Genomic DNA, 15,432 nt, shown 5'->3' with positions numbered 1-15,432 from the left:
ACCGTCAGAAAGGAAGAAAATAGTGTCCCGCAAAGGAGAAAATATTTATAAACGAAAAGATGGACGCTGGGAGGGACGTTATATTAAATCTCGAGATTTGAACAATAAGATTTCTTATGGTTATATCTATGGCAAAAATTATCGAGAAGTAAAGGAACGTTTATTAATTGTAAAGGCGAAGCATCTTGAAACAGCCTTGATCAGAAGTCCTAAAAGTAACGAAACGTTAGAAATATGGATTCGGGAATGCATGACCACAAAAATAAAAAAAGAGGTTAAACCCTCTACCTACGCCAACTATTCTCGTTTATTGGTTAATCATGTTTTTCCAGCTTTAGGAACTATCAAGGTCGGAAAATTGACCAAAGAGAATGTTCAGATGTTCATCGATATGCTCAGTTTTAAGGGCTTATCTGTTGGAACGATCCACCTGATCTATACGATTTTAAACTGTCAGTTGAAGCTAGCTGTAGAGGAAGGCTGTCTGTTGAAAAATCCCGCTGAACACGTTGTGTTGCCGAAGAAAATCAAAAAACGGGTGCATGCTTTGACCGTTCAGCAACAAAAAGAAATGGAAAAGCTGTTCATAGGAACACCGGTGGGGGTGCCGATCATCATAGCGCTATATACCGGTATGCGCATCGGTGAAATCTGCGGACTAAAATGGACGGACATCGATTTTGATGAACGGATCATTGAGGTTCGGCGGACGATTGTGCGGATTCCTGATGAAAATTCCTCCCAACAGCGAACGCAAATTATTGAAGAGCGGCCTAAAACAGAGGAATCAAATCGCGTGATTCCAATGGCAGAAAAACTATGTACATATTTGTTTCAACTAAGTCAAGCTAAGAATTCCGAGTATGTCGTGAATTATCATGGCAGACGTGTTGAACCAAGAACCGTCAATTATCGCTACAAAAAGGTTCTTGCTGGTACAGGGCTAGAAGACTATCATTTCCATGCCTTGCGTCATACCTTCGCTACCCGTTGTGTCGAAAATGGCGTGGATATTGCCAGTGTCAGCCGCTTATTAGGGCATTCATCGATCAAGATGACCTTGGATACATACACCGATTCAATGATGGAGAAACGACGAGAAGCGGTTCAAAAACTGGATTATCTCTTTAAAAATAACTACGCAGCAAGTTAAAAAGCTCAAGCCGAGCTTTTTTATTTGGAGTTATAAGCCGTCACAAACAACGTCACGCTATTCCATTAATGCTGAATTCTCAAGTATGCGCGAGTTTTTTTCTTATTAGTTAATCTAATAGGAAATAAACTGTCTAAGTTAGTTATTATAGTGAAGATTTTAAAAAAAACAATAAAAATGAAGGCAGACTTGATAGAAATAAAGAATGAGATTAAAGAGAGATTTTGAAAGTCTTTTAAATATTTTCGTTATTTTTTGAAGAGCAGATGAGCACGCCACTAAAAGACCACAGACTAGCCGCAAAGTATTAATAGAAAGAAGTGATAGGGATGAAACCATTCTTGATTTTAACGAAAAATATACTGTTTGAACAAAAGCTGCAGAATCAATTGCAATGCCTAGGTTATGAGGTATATTGTTCAAAAGTTGTTTTCGAGAAGCTGCTTTATAAAATGGATGTAGATCAGATTGATGAAAAATTTATAGCAGTCATTATTAGTGAAACGATCAGTGATAAGGAAGCCCAGCAATTGTTCCAAAAGCTGAACAAAACAAGCTATTTCTTCCGTAAAACATCCTTTGAACCAGAGGAAGAGGCGCAGAAAATGCTCAAGGAAATCGGTTTTTGCGGGTGGATCAGTGACGGCCAGTCGATTGATCGCTTAAGAGAATACTTAGAGACTCATTTGGCCAGCGCGAATAAAAAAGAGAAGCAGCCGAAGCTGATCTTCAATCAAAATGGAGAATTGAAACAAGAAGAATTACACGCGATCTTACGTATCCTCTCTAAAAAAGAAATGGCCTTTTTTGAAAAGCTGATTCAGTCAAATGGTGAAATGGTTTCTAGAGTGGAAATGTCTTATGCAATCTGGGGAGCTGCCCCAAACAGCTCGCAGTTGGCACAGATGTCTATTTTAGCGAAGCGAATCAGATGGAAGCTCAAAGAGATGGGGATCGAGGAAGAATTAGTTGAGACGATCTGGGGGAAAGGTTATCGTTTAAACCAAAGCCATGTCGGTGATGAGGCAGTTTGAACCGAGGAGTGAATCAAGAACGGAGAATATAAATAGTCATTTATATAGTTAAGTTATATGTTCTGGCTCACAGGAATTCTCTGTGGGTCTTTGCTGATTACTAGTAGCTACAGAAAAGGTTTTCATGTATCATGAAATTGAGTAAAAAAAACGGAAAGAAGGGAAGTTCATCCATGAAATTCAAGCGTATCGTCGTTTTTTCAGTGAAGGATTTCAATAAGAACAAAGAAAAGGATGGCTACTTGCCGCAAGATGGCACTATCATTAATGCCTTTGTAGGTTCAACCGGCCTAAATTGTGTGGCGGTAGGATACGATCGCTAAGCAGACAGCCTGTTATGGGCTGTTTTTTACTTTTTTACTGTAATTATTTACGGACTTCAACAAATTCATGGCTAGTGGTAGACTATCTGTAAGAGATGGATAAGTCATGAAAACGAATAAAATGAATCCAAATTATGTAGGAATAGTTATAGTTGCATTTTTATACTTGCATTGCTGCTCCTTAAAAACACGTTGCTTGGCAGCCTCGACATCAACTATCCAGCTGTTATCTGTTTGGCGCTGGTTCTTCTGACGCTCATCGTGAGTCTGATTGTTATTCCTAAAGGAGAAAAAAGCTTCTTGCTTCCTAAGGCACAGGGGGATGGCTGGTCAGTCAATCCTAGAAATCGGTTTGGACTGCTTTTTTATTTGGTGTTCATTGGAATTCTTTTAAGCGCGATTGTTTGAAAGCGGGGAGATTGGAATGGATAGCTACTTAATTAAGGAAATTGCATTTGCCGGTATTAGCTGCACAGGGCTCTTATTGTGTATTGCTCTGATTACTCGCTTGACGAATGGCCTCTTTTTCTCTAGATTTCCGTGGGAGTTCGTTAGGCACAGAGAAGATCCAAGGTTTGAAGCGGAGCGCAGAGCAGGAAAAGCTTATAGTCAGTTCGTATTTAAATACGTGCCGCCATTTTTTATTGGGTTTGTAGTGATATTTTTACTTGCGCTTTTTTGTTCATGAAAATCGCATAGATAGATGAAGGAGTTAGTTATGAATTATCGAGAGAAACAAGCTTTTTTAAAGAAACAATTGGCTGATTATGAAAAAGACAATCCAATGACTAAAAAAGAGCGAAAAGAGTTGCGTGAATGGGTAAAACTTGGGAATAGTCCATATGATAATCCCTTATCATTTATAGACGAACAGTACATGCAAGAAATGGATTTTCTCGCTTTTCAGCGTACAGAGCCTGAGGAAAAAGGATTAACTTTGGAAGATGAAATATATGAGGAAGAAAGCAACGAGATAGATGCGGATGATCTGCCTTTTTAATAAGGAACATCTTCCTAAAAATAAAAATCCGAGCAATCAGTTATGCAATAACTGATTGCTCGGATTTATTTTGTCATTGATCTGTTGGTTAGAAATTAAGCGTGCAGAATTTCGACAATCTTTTCATTGAACTCAGGAAGATCATCGGGTGTCCGGCTAGTTACCAGTTTATTATCGACTACAACAGCTTCGTCTTTGACGATCGCGCCAGCGTAACCAACATCTGGTCGAACAGTCGTATAGGCAGTCATGGTGCGCCCTTTAGTCAGTCCTGTTTGGATAAATAGCTGCGGGCCGTGGCAAATAGCGAATAGCGGTTGATCTTTATCTAAGAAATAAGACACGAAAGAAACAAAGCGTGAGTCTCCGCGTAATTGATCTGGTGAAAAACCGCCAGGTATCAATAATGCGTCAAAGTCTTCTGGTTTTACTTCGTCGATGCCTTTGTCGCTTTTGAACGTAGCACCTTTTTTGCCTGTGATTTCTTGATTGGCTTCAAAGCTGATGATTGTGACTTCGTTGCCGTCCTTTTCAAGTGCTTCTTTTGGAGAGGATAGTTCAACATCCTCTACTAAATCCGTAACGATTGCTGCAATTTTCTTGGTCATTGAATGTCCATCCTTTCTTTATGTATCCACTTTCACCCTAAAGGATAATCCTGGGGAATTCAAATTATCTGTTTGGTGGCATGTGATCAATTCTGTTGTTTTATCTAAGATAATAATTGAGATCATTGTCGAAATACCTGCGAAAATTAGAAAATTTACAACGACTGGATTTACGCTGGAACCATCAGCTGGAAATACTTGATTGGATCGTTGATTTGAAGCGAAAAGGCTGTGTTGTTTATTGCTGATTTTTTGAGATGCTCCATTTACAAAATTGAATTGTCAAAAAAATTCTTTTTGTAAAACCTGTTGACAGCGCTTTCTGAATTTGTTAAGCTAATTTTGAATTAAATAGACCAATTGATGGATAGTGATTGTTTAAATACAAGCTAAACCTGATGAGATGTGTACGATTATTTGTCGTGCCCTCATTGGGTTTTTTTGTTGCTCTAAAATAGGAGGTGCTTTATAAAAAACAACAATCTTGGGTTTGACAATGATTACAAAGCTATCTATCATTTTAAGTGAACGAAGTCAGTGGAGAAGATTTCTAGTAGCGAATGTCGCAGAACGGAGGAGCATTGGATGCAGATTCAAAAGATTTTGAATAACAATGTAGTCATCACGACCGATCAAAAAAATAACGAGATTGTCGCGATGGGGCGTGGTCTAGCCTTTCATAAAAAAATAGGGGATGAGATAGCCGAGGAGGCAATCGACAAAACCTATCACCTTGCGAACAGTGATTTGTTTCAGAAGTTTCAAGAATTACTAGTCGATGTTCCAATCACTTATGTAGAGATCGCCAATGACATTATTGATGAGGCGAAAGTTACATTGAAGAATCCGTTGAATGATTCGCTCTATATATCGATCACTGATCATTTATATGCGGCGATCCAACGAGTCAAGGAAGGTGTCCGTGTTCGTAATTTATTATTGTGGGATGTCAAACGGTTGTTTCCCGATGAATTTTCGGTCGGCGTCAGTGCTGTAAAGAAGATCAAGGAGAAATTCAAGATCGACCTCGGTGAAGACGAAGCAGGAAATATCGCGCTGCATTTAGTAAATGCACAATCCGATAGCGAGAATGAAGATGCGTATATGATCGCGGAGATGATGCAGGAGATCATCCAAATTACCAGCTATTATTTTAAAGTTCAACTGGATGAAGAATCTGTCTACTTCTATCGCTTTACCACGCACTTGCGTTTCTTCGCTTCAAGAATCATGAACCGGCGTCAATTGACCGATGAAACTGATGATGAGCTGTTGCTGATCATTCAAAAGAAATACCAAAACGCCTATCAATGTGTTGAACGAATTGCTGATTTTATTCGGAAGAAATATGTATACGAAATGTCAAATGATGAGAAATTATACTTAACGATTCATATCGCACGTTTAGTGCAAAAAGTCAATCAATAGAAATTAGGACCCGCCCGCTTTTCACGTTTATCCCGGGTTGTTGATTAGTGGAAGGGCATACATTCAAAACCTATTTAAGTTTAAGGAGGAAAAACAGTGGGTAAATATCATGATTTAGCTGAAAAAATTGTCGAGAATGTCGGTAGCAAAGAAAATATCAATAGCTTGACGCATTGTATCACGCGTTTGCGTTTTAAATTGAAGGATGAAAGCAAAGCAAATGACGATGTGTTGAAAAATATGGATGGCGTCGTGACGACGATGAAGAGCGGCGGCCAATACCAAGTGGTCATCGGAAATCATGTACCGTTAGTTTATGCGGATGTGTTGGAAGTTGCAGGGATCACCGGCGAAGCTAGTGAAGATGTAGAGGAAGAAAAGGGCAATTTATTTAACCGTTTGATCGACTTGATCTCAGGCTGTTTCCAACCGTTCTTGGGAGCATTGACTGCTGGCGGGATGATGAAAGGGTTCAATGCCTTATTCCTATATTTGAAATTGTATGAAGCAGGTACTGGTACGGATCTATTCTTTACTGCTGCCGGCGATGCTATCTTCTATTTCATGCCGATCGTTATTGGTTTGACAGCTGCTCGTAAATTTAAGGTTGCTGACTTTACTGGTATCGCGATTGGGATGGCGATGGTCTATCCAACGATTCAGGCCTCGGCTTTAGGCGCTGGAAAACCGATCATGACACTGTTTGCCAATACGATATTAGAAAGTCCGGTGTTCATTAAGGTGTTTGGTTTGCCGATTATCGCCAACAACTATACGAGTAGTGTAGTACCCGTAATCTTGGTGATTTGGTTTGCTAGTAAGATCCAGAAATTGGCGAAAAAAGCCATTCCGGAAATGCTGCAGACTTTCTTAGTACCGATGTTTACGATCATGATCTCTGTATTCTTTGGCTTCTTGGTCATTGGACCAGTCATCACGTTCTTGACGAATATCTTAGGTTCTGGATTTACAGCGTTGTACGAATTTTCACCAGTCTTAATGAGTGTTGCGGTTGGTTTCTTCTGGCAAGCGCTGGTAATCTTCGGATTACACTGGAGCTTGATCCCATTGGCAATGATCAATCTGTCAACGCTAGGCTTCGATATTATTTTAGCAGCGTCATTCTCAGCAAGCTTTGCGCAAACAGCTGTCGTATTGGCAATGTTCTTCAAGCTAAAAGACAAGAAATTAAAAGAATTAGCGATTCCAGCGGTTATCTCAGGCCTATTCGGTGTTACTGAACCAGCGATTTACGGTTTGAGCTTACCGAAGAAAAAACCTTTCTTCATCTCAATGATCGGTGCTGCTGTTGGGGCGTTGATCACAGGCTTGTTCGGAGCGAAAATGTACATGATGGGCGGTTTAGGAATCTTCGGTTTTGTTAGTTACATCAACAAGGGCGACATCAGCAGCATGATCACTCAATTTATCGCAGTTGGCGTAGCGATGGTCTTCAGTTTCGTTGCGACAATGCTATTCTGGAAAGACGAAGAAGTAACGGAAAAAACAGAAGTTCAAGATGCAATGGGCGTTCGCAAAGAAGTCGTGACTTCACCAGTTCAAGGCAACATGATGCCATTAGAAACAGCGAAAGATGAAGCATTTGCGCAAGGCGCATTAGGTAAAGGTGTATTGATCCATCCAACAGTTGGTGAAGTCGTAGCACCATTTGACGGCACAGTCATGACCTTATTCCCAACGAAGCATGCGATCGGTTTAGTATCAGATAACGGGTTAGAATTATTGATCCACATTGGGTTAGACACGGTTCAATTAGATGGAAAATATTTCGAGTCATTTGTTGAACAAGGCGCGAAAGTAAAACGTGGCGACAAGCTGGTCACATTCGATATTGAAGCGATTGAAAAAGCAGGTTACAGTGTGGAAACACCAGTCATCGTAACGAATTCAGCAGATTATCTTGATATTATCGAATCTGATCAAAAAGACGGTGTCTGCAACAGTGATGAATTATTAACCGTATTAGTTTAATTAGTAAGTCAAAAAAGTTCGAGGCATTTGCCTCGAACTTTAATTTGGTCGAAAAGATTCAGCAAACTGGATCATCGATTCTGGTGATTCTGCCATGATAGCAGAACTGGTCTTGCGCTTATCGACTAATTCACTGATCTCAATCAGGTGATTCAGATTCTTTTGATAGTCTTCCGCAAACACGCAGCTGTACAACACATCCAACAAATAACAGATCGATGAGTTGATCGTAAAGTTTCCGATTTTGGAGTACAGACGTTCACGTGTTGTCATTCGTAAAACGGCTTGACTGACAGAGGCTAAAGTATTTTCACCAATACTAGTCAGCGCGATGATTGGAATATTTTGTTGTCGCAGGATTTTCGCGATTTGCATGATAAAGCCGTTCTCGCCAGTATAAGAAATTAAAATGGCGCAGGTGTCCTCTTGGCTGTTAAAGGCCTCATAGGCATCTTCACCCATTGTTTGACTGGTCACCACATTTTTCTGGATTCGCCGCATTTTTAAGGCGAAATCCTGGGAGATCAATAGATTGGCGTTACTGCCAAAGATCTTGATTTGTTTCGCATTCAATAGAAGCTGTTTGGCTTTTTGCAGGTCATCGTGATTCAGCAAACTCAAGGTATCATCGATCGTCGTTCGTTCCAATGAAGCCATCTTATTGGCGATCGTCATTAGACCGTCGTTGCTTTGGAAAGGAAAGTTGGCGTCGACATCTTCAAAGTACGTTTGTAAATAGGTTTGTTCATCTAAAAATTCATTGCGCAGCTCTAACCAGCCTTTATAGCCCAGCTTTTTAGCGACGCGAATCAAAGTAGAAGGGTGGACAAAGTTCACCTCAGCAATCTCTTTGATCGTTAGCGGTTCGATCGCTGTTCCCTTAGCTAAGATGAATTCTACCAAGGCGCTTTCCGCGTTCGAAAAATCCGTTTGCTTCATTTTTTCTGATAATAACATAGCAGGCCTCCTCTTGTTTACATCTATTATAGAATATTTGTAAACTTCTGTATGTGGCTAATTAAGGGTTTGTGAAAAAAATCCATCGATATTTACAAAATAAACCGTTTTCAACCGCTGTTTTGTAAATTAAAGTGGAATGGTTTGTAAATCCATTGTATTGGAATTTTACATCGTAGATAATTGAATTGTAAATAAAACAGAAGGAGTCGATCAAATGGCAAAAGGAATTAAAATCGCGACAATTGGCGGAGGCAGCAGCTACACCCCCGAATTAATGGAAGGTTTTATCAAACGTTATGACGAATTACCAGTAAGTGAAATCTGGTTAGTTGATATTGAAGCAGGTCGTGAAAAAGTTGAGATCGTTGGTGCAATGGCACAACGGATGTGGGATGCTTCTCCTTATGATGTGAAAGTCCATATTACTTTAGATCGCGAAGAAGCCTTGAAAGATGCAGATTTTGTTACGACGCAATTCCGTGTTGGCTTGTTAGAAGCTCGGATCAAAGACGAGCGTATTCCTGCTTATTACGGCATGTTAGGCCAAGAAACGAATGGTGCCGGCGGAATGTTCAAAGCGTTCCGGACTGTTCCGATCATTTTAGAAATCGTTGAAGACATGAAACGTCTATGTCCAGATGCTTGGCTGATCAACTTTGCCAACCCAAGCGGCATGGTAACAGAAGCGGTTGTTCGTTATGGTAAATGGGATAAAGTCATCGGCTTGTGTAACGTTCCAGTTATGGCACAAATGGTTGAACCAGAAATGTTAGGCAAACAACCAGATGAATTGATTTACAAATTTGCTGGCTTGAATCATTTCCATTGGCATAAAGTAACGGATGTTCACGGTAAAAATGTGACACAAGACATCATTAATAAAATGTATGAAGGCGATGAAACAGGAATGCCCAAAAATATCCATGACATTCCGTTCCCAAGAGAGATTTTGGAACAAATGCAAATGATCCCTTGCGGTTACCACCATTACTATTATCAAGAAGAAGAAACACTTAATCATGCCTTAGAAGAATATAAGACAATCGGTACACGTGCGCAGCAAGTGAAGCAAACAGAAACTGAATTGTTCGAATTATACAAAGATCCTAACTTGGATTACAAACCAGAACAATTAAGCAAACGTGGCGGTGCCTATTACTCTGACGCCGCATGTGAATCAATCGCTTCAATCTATGCCAACAAGAACACACAATTGGTTGTTTCAACCAAAAATGATGGCGCAGTACCTGATCTGCCAGCGGATTGTGTTGTTGAAGTTTCGGCTTATATCGGTGGACAAGGCGCCCGCAACGTGGCCTTTGGTGAATTGCCAACAGCAGAACGCGGCTGGTTGCAAGTCATGAAAGCAATGGAATTATTGACGATCGAAGCAGCAGTAACTGGTGATTACAACACAGCGTTACAAGCATTCACGATCAACCCAATGGTTCGTTCAGGTAAAACAGCGCAACGGATCATGGATGAATTATTTATCGCACACAAAGATCACCTGCCAAACTTCAAAGAAACCATTGAACGCCTAGAAAAAGAAGGCATCGAAGTGCAAGACGAAGTGGCACGTGAATTAGACATGGAAAAAGTATAGAAAGCGGGATTGATTAATGGGATTTAGAAAAGACTTTTTATGGGGCGGCGCAACTGCGGCCAACCAATGTGAAGGCGGCTATAACGAAGGCGGACGCGGTCTAGCGAACGTTGACCTTGCACCAGTTGGCGAAGACCGCTTTGCAGTTATTGCCGGCAAAAAGAAAATGTTCGATTTTGATGATGAGCATTTTTACCCAGCTCAAAATGCCATCGACATGTACCATCACTGGAAAGAAGATATCGCGTTATTTGCGGAAATGGGCTTTAAAACGTACCGCTTATCATTGGCATGGAGCCGAATCTTTCCTAAAGGCGATGAAAAAGAACCAAATGAAGCAGGCTTGAAATTCTACGAAGACATCTTTAAAGAATGTAAAAAATATGGCATCGAACCATTAGTTACAATCACGCACTTTGACTGTCCAATGCACTTAGTAGAAAAATATGGCGCATGGCGCAGCCGTGAACTAGTTGGTTTCTATGAAAACCTATGTCGTGTGATTTTCAACCGCTATAAAGGGTTAGTAAAATACTGGTTGACCTTCAATGAGATCAATATGATTTTACACTTGCCATTCATGGGTGCTGGACTGTATTTTGAAGAAGGCGAAAATGAAGAACAAGTGAAATACCAAGCGGCTCACCACGAGCTGGTAGCTTCTGCGATTGCGACTAAGATCGCCCACGAAGTTGACCCAGAAAATCAAGTGGGCTGTATGTTAGCAGCAGGTTCTTACTATCCGTATACGCCAAAACCAGAGGATGTCTGGGCAGGACGCCAAGACGAACGTGAAAACTACTTCTTCATCGATGTCCAATCGCGTGGAGAATATCCAGCCTATGCTTTGAAGCAAATGGAGCGCAAAGGGATCGAGATGAAGATGGAAGAAGGCGACAAAGAGTTATTGAAGGAACACACAGTCGACTTCATCTCATTCTCTTATTATTCGTCTCGCACAGCGACAGCAGATCCAAAATTATTGGAACAAACAGAAGGCAATGCTTTCGCATCTGTGAAGAACCCTTACTTGGAATCAAGTGAATGGGGTTGGCAAATTGATCCATTGGGATTGCGTATTACAATGAACGACCTATACGATCGTTACCAAAAACCATTATTCATCGTAGAAAACGGCTTAGGCGCTGTCGATACACCAGATGAAAACGGCTATGTGGAAGACGACTATCGGATCGACTATTTAGCAAAACACATCCAAGCGATGAAGGATGCGGTTGAATTAGATGGCGTAGACCTATTAGGCTACACCACTTGGGGCTGTATTGACCTTGTATCTGCTGGAACAGGTGAAATGAAGAAACGTTATGGCTTCATTTACGTTGACCGCGACAACGAAGGAAACGGAACCTTGAAACGCAGCAAGAAAAAATCCTTTGACTGGTATAAAAAAGTTATCGCAACCAACGGCGAAGACTTAAGTAATTAATTTAAAAAAAGGCGAGGCTTGTTTCAAACAAGCTTCGCCTTTTTTTTTGCTTTATTTATGTAATGAATATTTACTATAATTCAGATTTTTTGACTTTTATTTCTTAATAATTAGCGAGAAAATCGTCTATTTCGATCCCAAATACTCAGTATTATTATTTTTTTGAATCGAATTGAGTATTCGAAAAAACTAATAAAAATAAATAATTTGAGAATAATAACATGAAGAGGAAATTTCTTTCCATAACAGCGATATTTATTCAAAGTTTAATAACTTTAGCTATAAAAAAAGGAAAAAATGAAGAAAAATTGAATTCTGTTATGATAGACATATAAATTAATAATGATAAATAATTAAAATATAAATTATTTTTTATTTATTTTATATGTATACTTTTTAATAGAATTGAGGATAAATCAAATGAAAAAGACAATCATGGTTCTGATGACGCTAATGCTTATCTCTGTCATTACAGGATTCGTAACTTCAATAAAATCAGTCTATGCCGAAACAGGTGTGCTGGAACAAACGAAGCTAATCAATGAGAAAGGGTTAACACTGTCTTACCAAGGGAAGAAGGTGAAGGATAAGACACAATGGATAGTGGAATTTAATCGTCAGGTACAAGAAGGTTCTTTTGAACAACGAATAAAACTTCGGATAGCTGATGATGAGGATCAGACGATCGACTACCCTGAGGTAGAAAACCTGACGGAAAAAGATGGTTGGCTAATGGAAAAAGTTTTTTCCAAACAGGCTGATGGACAGATAGTTTTGGAATTGCCGAAAACACTGAAAAAGCTTCATTTATATGTTCAGCTGGAACAGCAATCACAGGATGGAACAGAGGAACTATTAAATCAGAAGACACCCTACATCCTTGAGCTAGACGCAGAGGAGGTATCCGCAACGACGACTTCTCAAAAGCAGAAAACACAAACGAGTTCTGCGCTTGCAAAGGTGAGTTCCACAGAATTTGTCGGACCCAAGCAAGTAGCAGCTCCAGCCAGTGCTGATACAACAAAGCAGAGCTACAATCCTTTATATACAAATAAGGTGACCCAGTACACCACCGATAACAGCGGAACCTATCCCGCGTATGCTTGGCAGCCGGAAGGACAAGAAAATGTTCTGAACCATCAGGGAGGGGTCGAAAATCAAGCAGGCTGGGATCAAGTGACTAATTGGAATGTAACGGCAGATAATCATGATCAATCCTACATCAAGTATGGTGAAGACGTGGCGAATCCCAATGTTCAATTGAGAAAATATGCTCAACAAACAGCAGTCGAGGATGAGTTTAAGATCAAGCTGAATGTTCGAGGTAATACGACGTATAAGCCGGGAGTAGACATTGTTTTTCTATTAGATAATTCGGAGTCGATGGATAATAAAGAATCTGGTGAATCAAAAAATCGTAAGACTTATGCGGCGGAAGCTTTAGACAAGATTATTACTGAGTTGAAAAGTGTTTATGTTCCTTCGGCAAAAAATATCCGCATCGGTGGAGAGATTTTTTCTGAGTATAATTATTATCAAACATGGGGCAGCGGCTATCGTCCAGGCGAAATCCGAACCTTTCAATTATCTGATAATACGGCTAATTGGGATAAGTTGAATAGTGAGTACAAAAGATCAACTTCACAGGGTGTGACATTTACTCAGCGGGGATTAATGGAGGCGAATGACGTTTTTGCGAATGCGGCAGATTCTGAAGGTCGTCACAAGCTGCTTTTCGTATTAACTGACGGCGCTCCGAATCGCAGCTGGCTGCCGCTTGATAATGGTACGTTTAATAACGATATGTTTGTCGATAAGCTGCATTTTGAAAATTTTGACAAAGGAACTAAGGGAAGCTACAAGGAAGGCGACAGATTAGGTACATCCGGAAACAAAACAACCATTGTTCCAGCTTATAAAGGCTTGATTAACAGCCATATCACCACCACAAATTCAACAGCCATGGACATGAAGAATGCAGGGATTCAAATTCATACGATTGCGTTGCAGATAACGGTCAACGTGAACGAAACGAATAAACGGGATGAGCTGCTGCGGGGGCTTTACAAAATGTCCACGAAAAAGGCCACTGGGGAACAAGATCCGGATAAAGATACTGCTGAAGACTTCTTTTTCTACAATGTAGATAAAGGGTCTGATTTGACAGAATACTTTAAATCCTGGTATGAGACGATCATTCGAACAGTGGATAAGGGACAGATTATTGATCCGTTAGGAGATATGGTGGAATTTGTGACAGACGCAGATAAGCAGCCGACAGTCACTCAAGTCGAGAATGGCGCGGAAAAAATCAGCGCAGAAGATATGCCGACCGTCGCTATCGTTGATGATAAAATCAAAGTGGATACTATCAATTTGACCGGTAATCAGGAAATTGAAGTGGAATATACCGTTCGATTAAAAACCGAAGATCCTAGCTTTGTGTCAAATCAATGGTATCAAACCAATAAAACGACCACATTAAGTCCTACACCAGAAAGAACCACTGACTTGGTCGAGTTCGGTATTCCTTCGGTTAAATTGCAGACCGCTGATTTTGTCATTCCGGTTAAAAAAATATGGTCAGATACGTATAAGGAAAAAGCTGATTATTGGAAGCTGCGCGCCAACGAAATTACAGCAACGTTGCAGAAGAAAACTGGCGGAAGTTGGGAAGACGTTGAATCGGTTGTTTTAAACAAGGAGAACGATTGGGAAAACACCTTTTCAGCGGTGAAAGGTGGAGCAGAAAACACGTATCGTGTTGTAGAGGGGATACGGACAACAGGCTATAAGGAAGCGACAGTCAATCAAACAGAATTCACTTCGGAGACAATGGAGGCTGGTGGAATCAAGATCACCAATGAGCTATTAACAGGAAGCTATTCCTTTAAGAAGCTCATGGGGGACGGCAAAACGCTCTTTACGGCTGATTTGCCAAAATTCCAAATCAAGCGTAGTGATGGCACGCTCCTTGAAGAGAATGTTGTACCGAATGACAAAGGGGAAGTCATTCTTAGTGATCTACCTATTGGGGACTATATAATAGAAGAAACCTATGTACCACAAGGCTTTCAAAAGATGGAAAATATCACGCTGAATGTCACGGAAAATTCTTCGGCAACTGGACTTGTCTTTAAAGTGAAGGGCAGTACCGAGGCCTATACGGCGCTTAATAAATTAAAGGATTTTTCATTGAAGCTTGAAAAAGTGGACCCATTAGGGAAGCCACTTGAAGGAGCCACCTTTAAGCTGACTGGTCCAGAATATGAGGAAACAAAGCAGAATGGGCCTGTATTCATTTTTGAAAACTTAAAGCCAGGAAGCTACACCTTAACAGAAACGAGGAGTCCCTCTGGGTACCAAAGCATGAAAGAGCCGATTCAATTTGAGATTGCGATTGATGGAAAAGTAACGGTAACACCCCATGGGAATGTTAGCGGATCAGGCGGTGTTACCGAATCCGGGAATCAGATTGTTTTAACGGTGACAAACAAGAAGGAGAGAGAAGGGGTACTTCCCCAGACAGGTGGGGTGGGTCTCCATTATTTATTTTTATTCGCAGGGATTTTTGTTAGTCTAGGATTTTGTTTGAGCGTGGTTTATGTTTATTACAATAGAAAACATCCTTAATGAAATATCGGAATGAGACTGAAGGATAGTGAGACGATCACTAGCAGTTTGTGACAACGTATTCTATTTTAATTGCGTGTCGTTTTGTCTTGCCACCTCGTATCTTAATAGGAAGAAAAAGTAAAGTTTTAAAAAATGAACATAATTATTACTCATAAAGAGTCTAAAAGCTATGAAAAAGCTTTTAGACTCTTTTGTCAATTAAAATTAAAAATTGTTTTATTCAAATGTTTTAAATACTCTTTTTA

The 15,432-nt window shown here is 40.2% G+C and carries 11 protein-coding genes; 9 read left to right on the top strand and 2 right to left on the bottom strand.

The features are described from left to right. The first annotated feature begins 22 nt into the window (after positions 1–22). The 4 genes from AC4J95_RS05190 (at position 23) to AC4J95_RS05175 (ending at position 3,510) form a co-directional block, all read left to right on the top strand. Positions 23–1,153 carry a tyrosine-type recombinase/integrase gene (locus AC4J95_RS05190; protein ID WP_494548906.1) on the top strand — a complete coding sequence of 377 codons (1,131 nt, stop codon included), beginning with the start codon at positions 23–25 and terminating at the stop codon, positions 1,151–1,153. 329 nt (positions 1,154–1,482) lie between these two features. Beyond that, positions 1,483–2,187, top strand: a complete 705-nt coding sequence (locus tag AC4J95_RS05185; RefSeq protein ID WP_494548905.1) for a winged helix-turn-helix domain-containing protein — start codon at positions 1,483–1,485, stop codon at positions 2,185–2,187. A 173-nt stretch (positions 2,188–2,360) separates the two neighbouring features. Next, complete coding sequence (locus AC4J95_RS05180; RefSeq protein WP_494548904.1) at positions 2,361–2,510, top strand: hypothetical protein; 150 nt, start codon at positions 2,361–2,363, stop codon at positions 2,508–2,510. A 718-nt stretch (positions 2,511–3,228) separates the two neighbouring features. Then, entirely contained in the window at positions 3,229–3,510 is a 282-nt protein-coding gene (locus tag AC4J95_RS05175) for a hypothetical protein (RefSeq protein ID WP_494548903.1), read from the top strand. A gap of 95 nt (positions 3,511–3,605) precedes the next feature. Here the strand turns inward: AC4J95_RS05175 and AC4J95_RS05170 are convergent, their stop codons facing one another. Further along, the gene (locus AC4J95_RS05170; protein ID WP_494548902.1) at positions 3,606–4,118 is read right to left on the bottom strand and encodes a type 1 glutamine amidotransferase domain-containing protein; all 513 of its coding nucleotides are present in this window, start codon (positions 4,116–4,118) and stop codon (positions 3,606–3,608) included. A gap of 585 nt (positions 4,119–4,703) precedes the next feature. Here AC4J95_RS05170 and licT point away from each other — a divergent pair. Then, positions 4,704–5,546 carry a BglG family transcription antiterminator LicT gene (gene licT, locus AC4J95_RS05165; protein ID WP_494548901.1) on the top strand — a complete coding sequence of 281 codons (843 nt, stop codon included), beginning with the start codon at positions 4,704–4,706 and terminating at the stop codon, positions 5,544–5,546. 96 nt (positions 5,547–5,642) lie between these two features. Beyond that, positions 5,643–7,538 (top strand): beta-glucoside-specific PTS transporter subunit IIABC, encoded by a 1,896-nt coding sequence (locus tag AC4J95_RS05160; RefSeq protein ID WP_494548900.1) that lies wholly within the window; start codon positions 5,643–5,645, stop codon positions 7,536–7,538. Between the two features lie 39 nt (positions 7,539–7,577). On the opposite strand, the gene AC4J95_RS05155 is transcribed toward AC4J95_RS05160, so the two are convergent. Continuing rightward, a complete protein-coding gene (locus AC4J95_RS05155) occupies positions 7,578–8,495 on the bottom strand; it encodes a MurR/RpiR family transcriptional regulator (protein WP_494548899.1) in 918 nt (305 codons plus the stop codon). Positions 8,496–8,712: 217 nt separating this feature from the next. Here AC4J95_RS05155 and AC4J95_RS05150 point away from each other — a divergent pair, with 217 nt between their 5' ends. The 3 genes from AC4J95_RS05150 to AC4J95_RS05140 all read left to right on the top strand — a co-directional run bounded on the left by AC4J95_RS05150 (position 8,713) and on the right by AC4J95_RS05140 (position 15,184). After that, on the top strand, positions 8,713–10,104 hold the full coding sequence (locus AC4J95_RS05150) for a 6-phospho-beta-glucosidase (RefSeq protein WP_494548898.1): 1,392 nt from the start codon (positions 8,713–8,715) through the stop codon (positions 10,102–10,104). Between the two features lie 16 nt (positions 10,105–10,120). Next, the gene (locus AC4J95_RS05145; protein ID WP_494548897.1) at positions 10,121–11,551 is read left to right on the top strand and encodes a 6-phospho-beta-glucosidase; all 1,431 of its coding nucleotides are present in this window, start codon (positions 10,121–10,123) and stop codon (positions 11,549–11,551) included. A gap of 420 nt (positions 11,552–11,971) precedes the next feature. After that, entirely contained in the window at positions 11,972–15,184 is a 3,213-nt protein-coding gene (locus AC4J95_RS05140) for a vWA domain-containing protein (protein ID WP_494548896.1), read from the top strand. Positions 15,185–15,432: the final 248 nt, after the last annotated feature.

This window comes from Enterococcus sp. GPZ-007 (genome assembly GCF_059374735.1).
Note: the sequence above shows the minus strand (reverse complement) of the source record. Positions and strands in the feature narration are given on the sequence as shown.

Excerpts from the sequence above, each read along its gene's own strand:
- AC4J95_RS05180 (WP_494548904.1), top strand. The coding sequence starts at position 2,361 with ATGAAATTCAAGCGTATCGTCGTTTTTTCAGTGAAGGATTTCAATAAG.
- AC4J95_RS05155 (WP_494548899.1), bottom strand. The coding sequence starts at position 8,495 with ATGTTATTATCAGAAAAAATGAAGCAAACGGATTTTTCGAACGCGGAA.
- AC4J95_RS05175 (WP_494548903.1), top strand. The coding sequence starts at position 3,229 with ATGAATTATCGAGAGAAACAAGCTTTTTTAAAGAAACAATTGGCTGAT.
- licT (WP_494548901.1), top strand. The coding sequence starts at position 4,704 with ATGCAGATTCAAAAGATTTTGAATAACAATGTAGTCATCACGACCGAT.
- AC4J95_RS05140 (WP_494548896.1), top strand. The coding sequence starts at position 11,972 with ATGAAAAAGACAATCATGGTTCTGATGACGCTAATGCTTATCTCTGTC.
- AC4J95_RS05185 (WP_494548905.1), top strand. The coding sequence starts at position 1,483 with ATGAAACCATTCTTGATTTTAACGAAAAATATACTGTTTGAACAAAAG.
- AC4J95_RS05170 (WP_494548902.1), bottom strand. The coding sequence starts at position 4,118 with ATGACCAAGAAAATTGCAGCAATCGTTACGGATTTAGTAGAGGATGTT.
- AC4J95_RS05145 (WP_494548897.1), top strand. The coding sequence starts at position 10,121 with ATGGGATTTAGAAAAGACTTTTTATGGGGCGGCGCAACTGCGGCCAAC.
- AC4J95_RS05150 (WP_494548898.1), top strand. The coding sequence starts at position 8,713 with ATGGCAAAAGGAATTAAAATCGCGACAATTGGCGGAGGCAGCAGCTAC.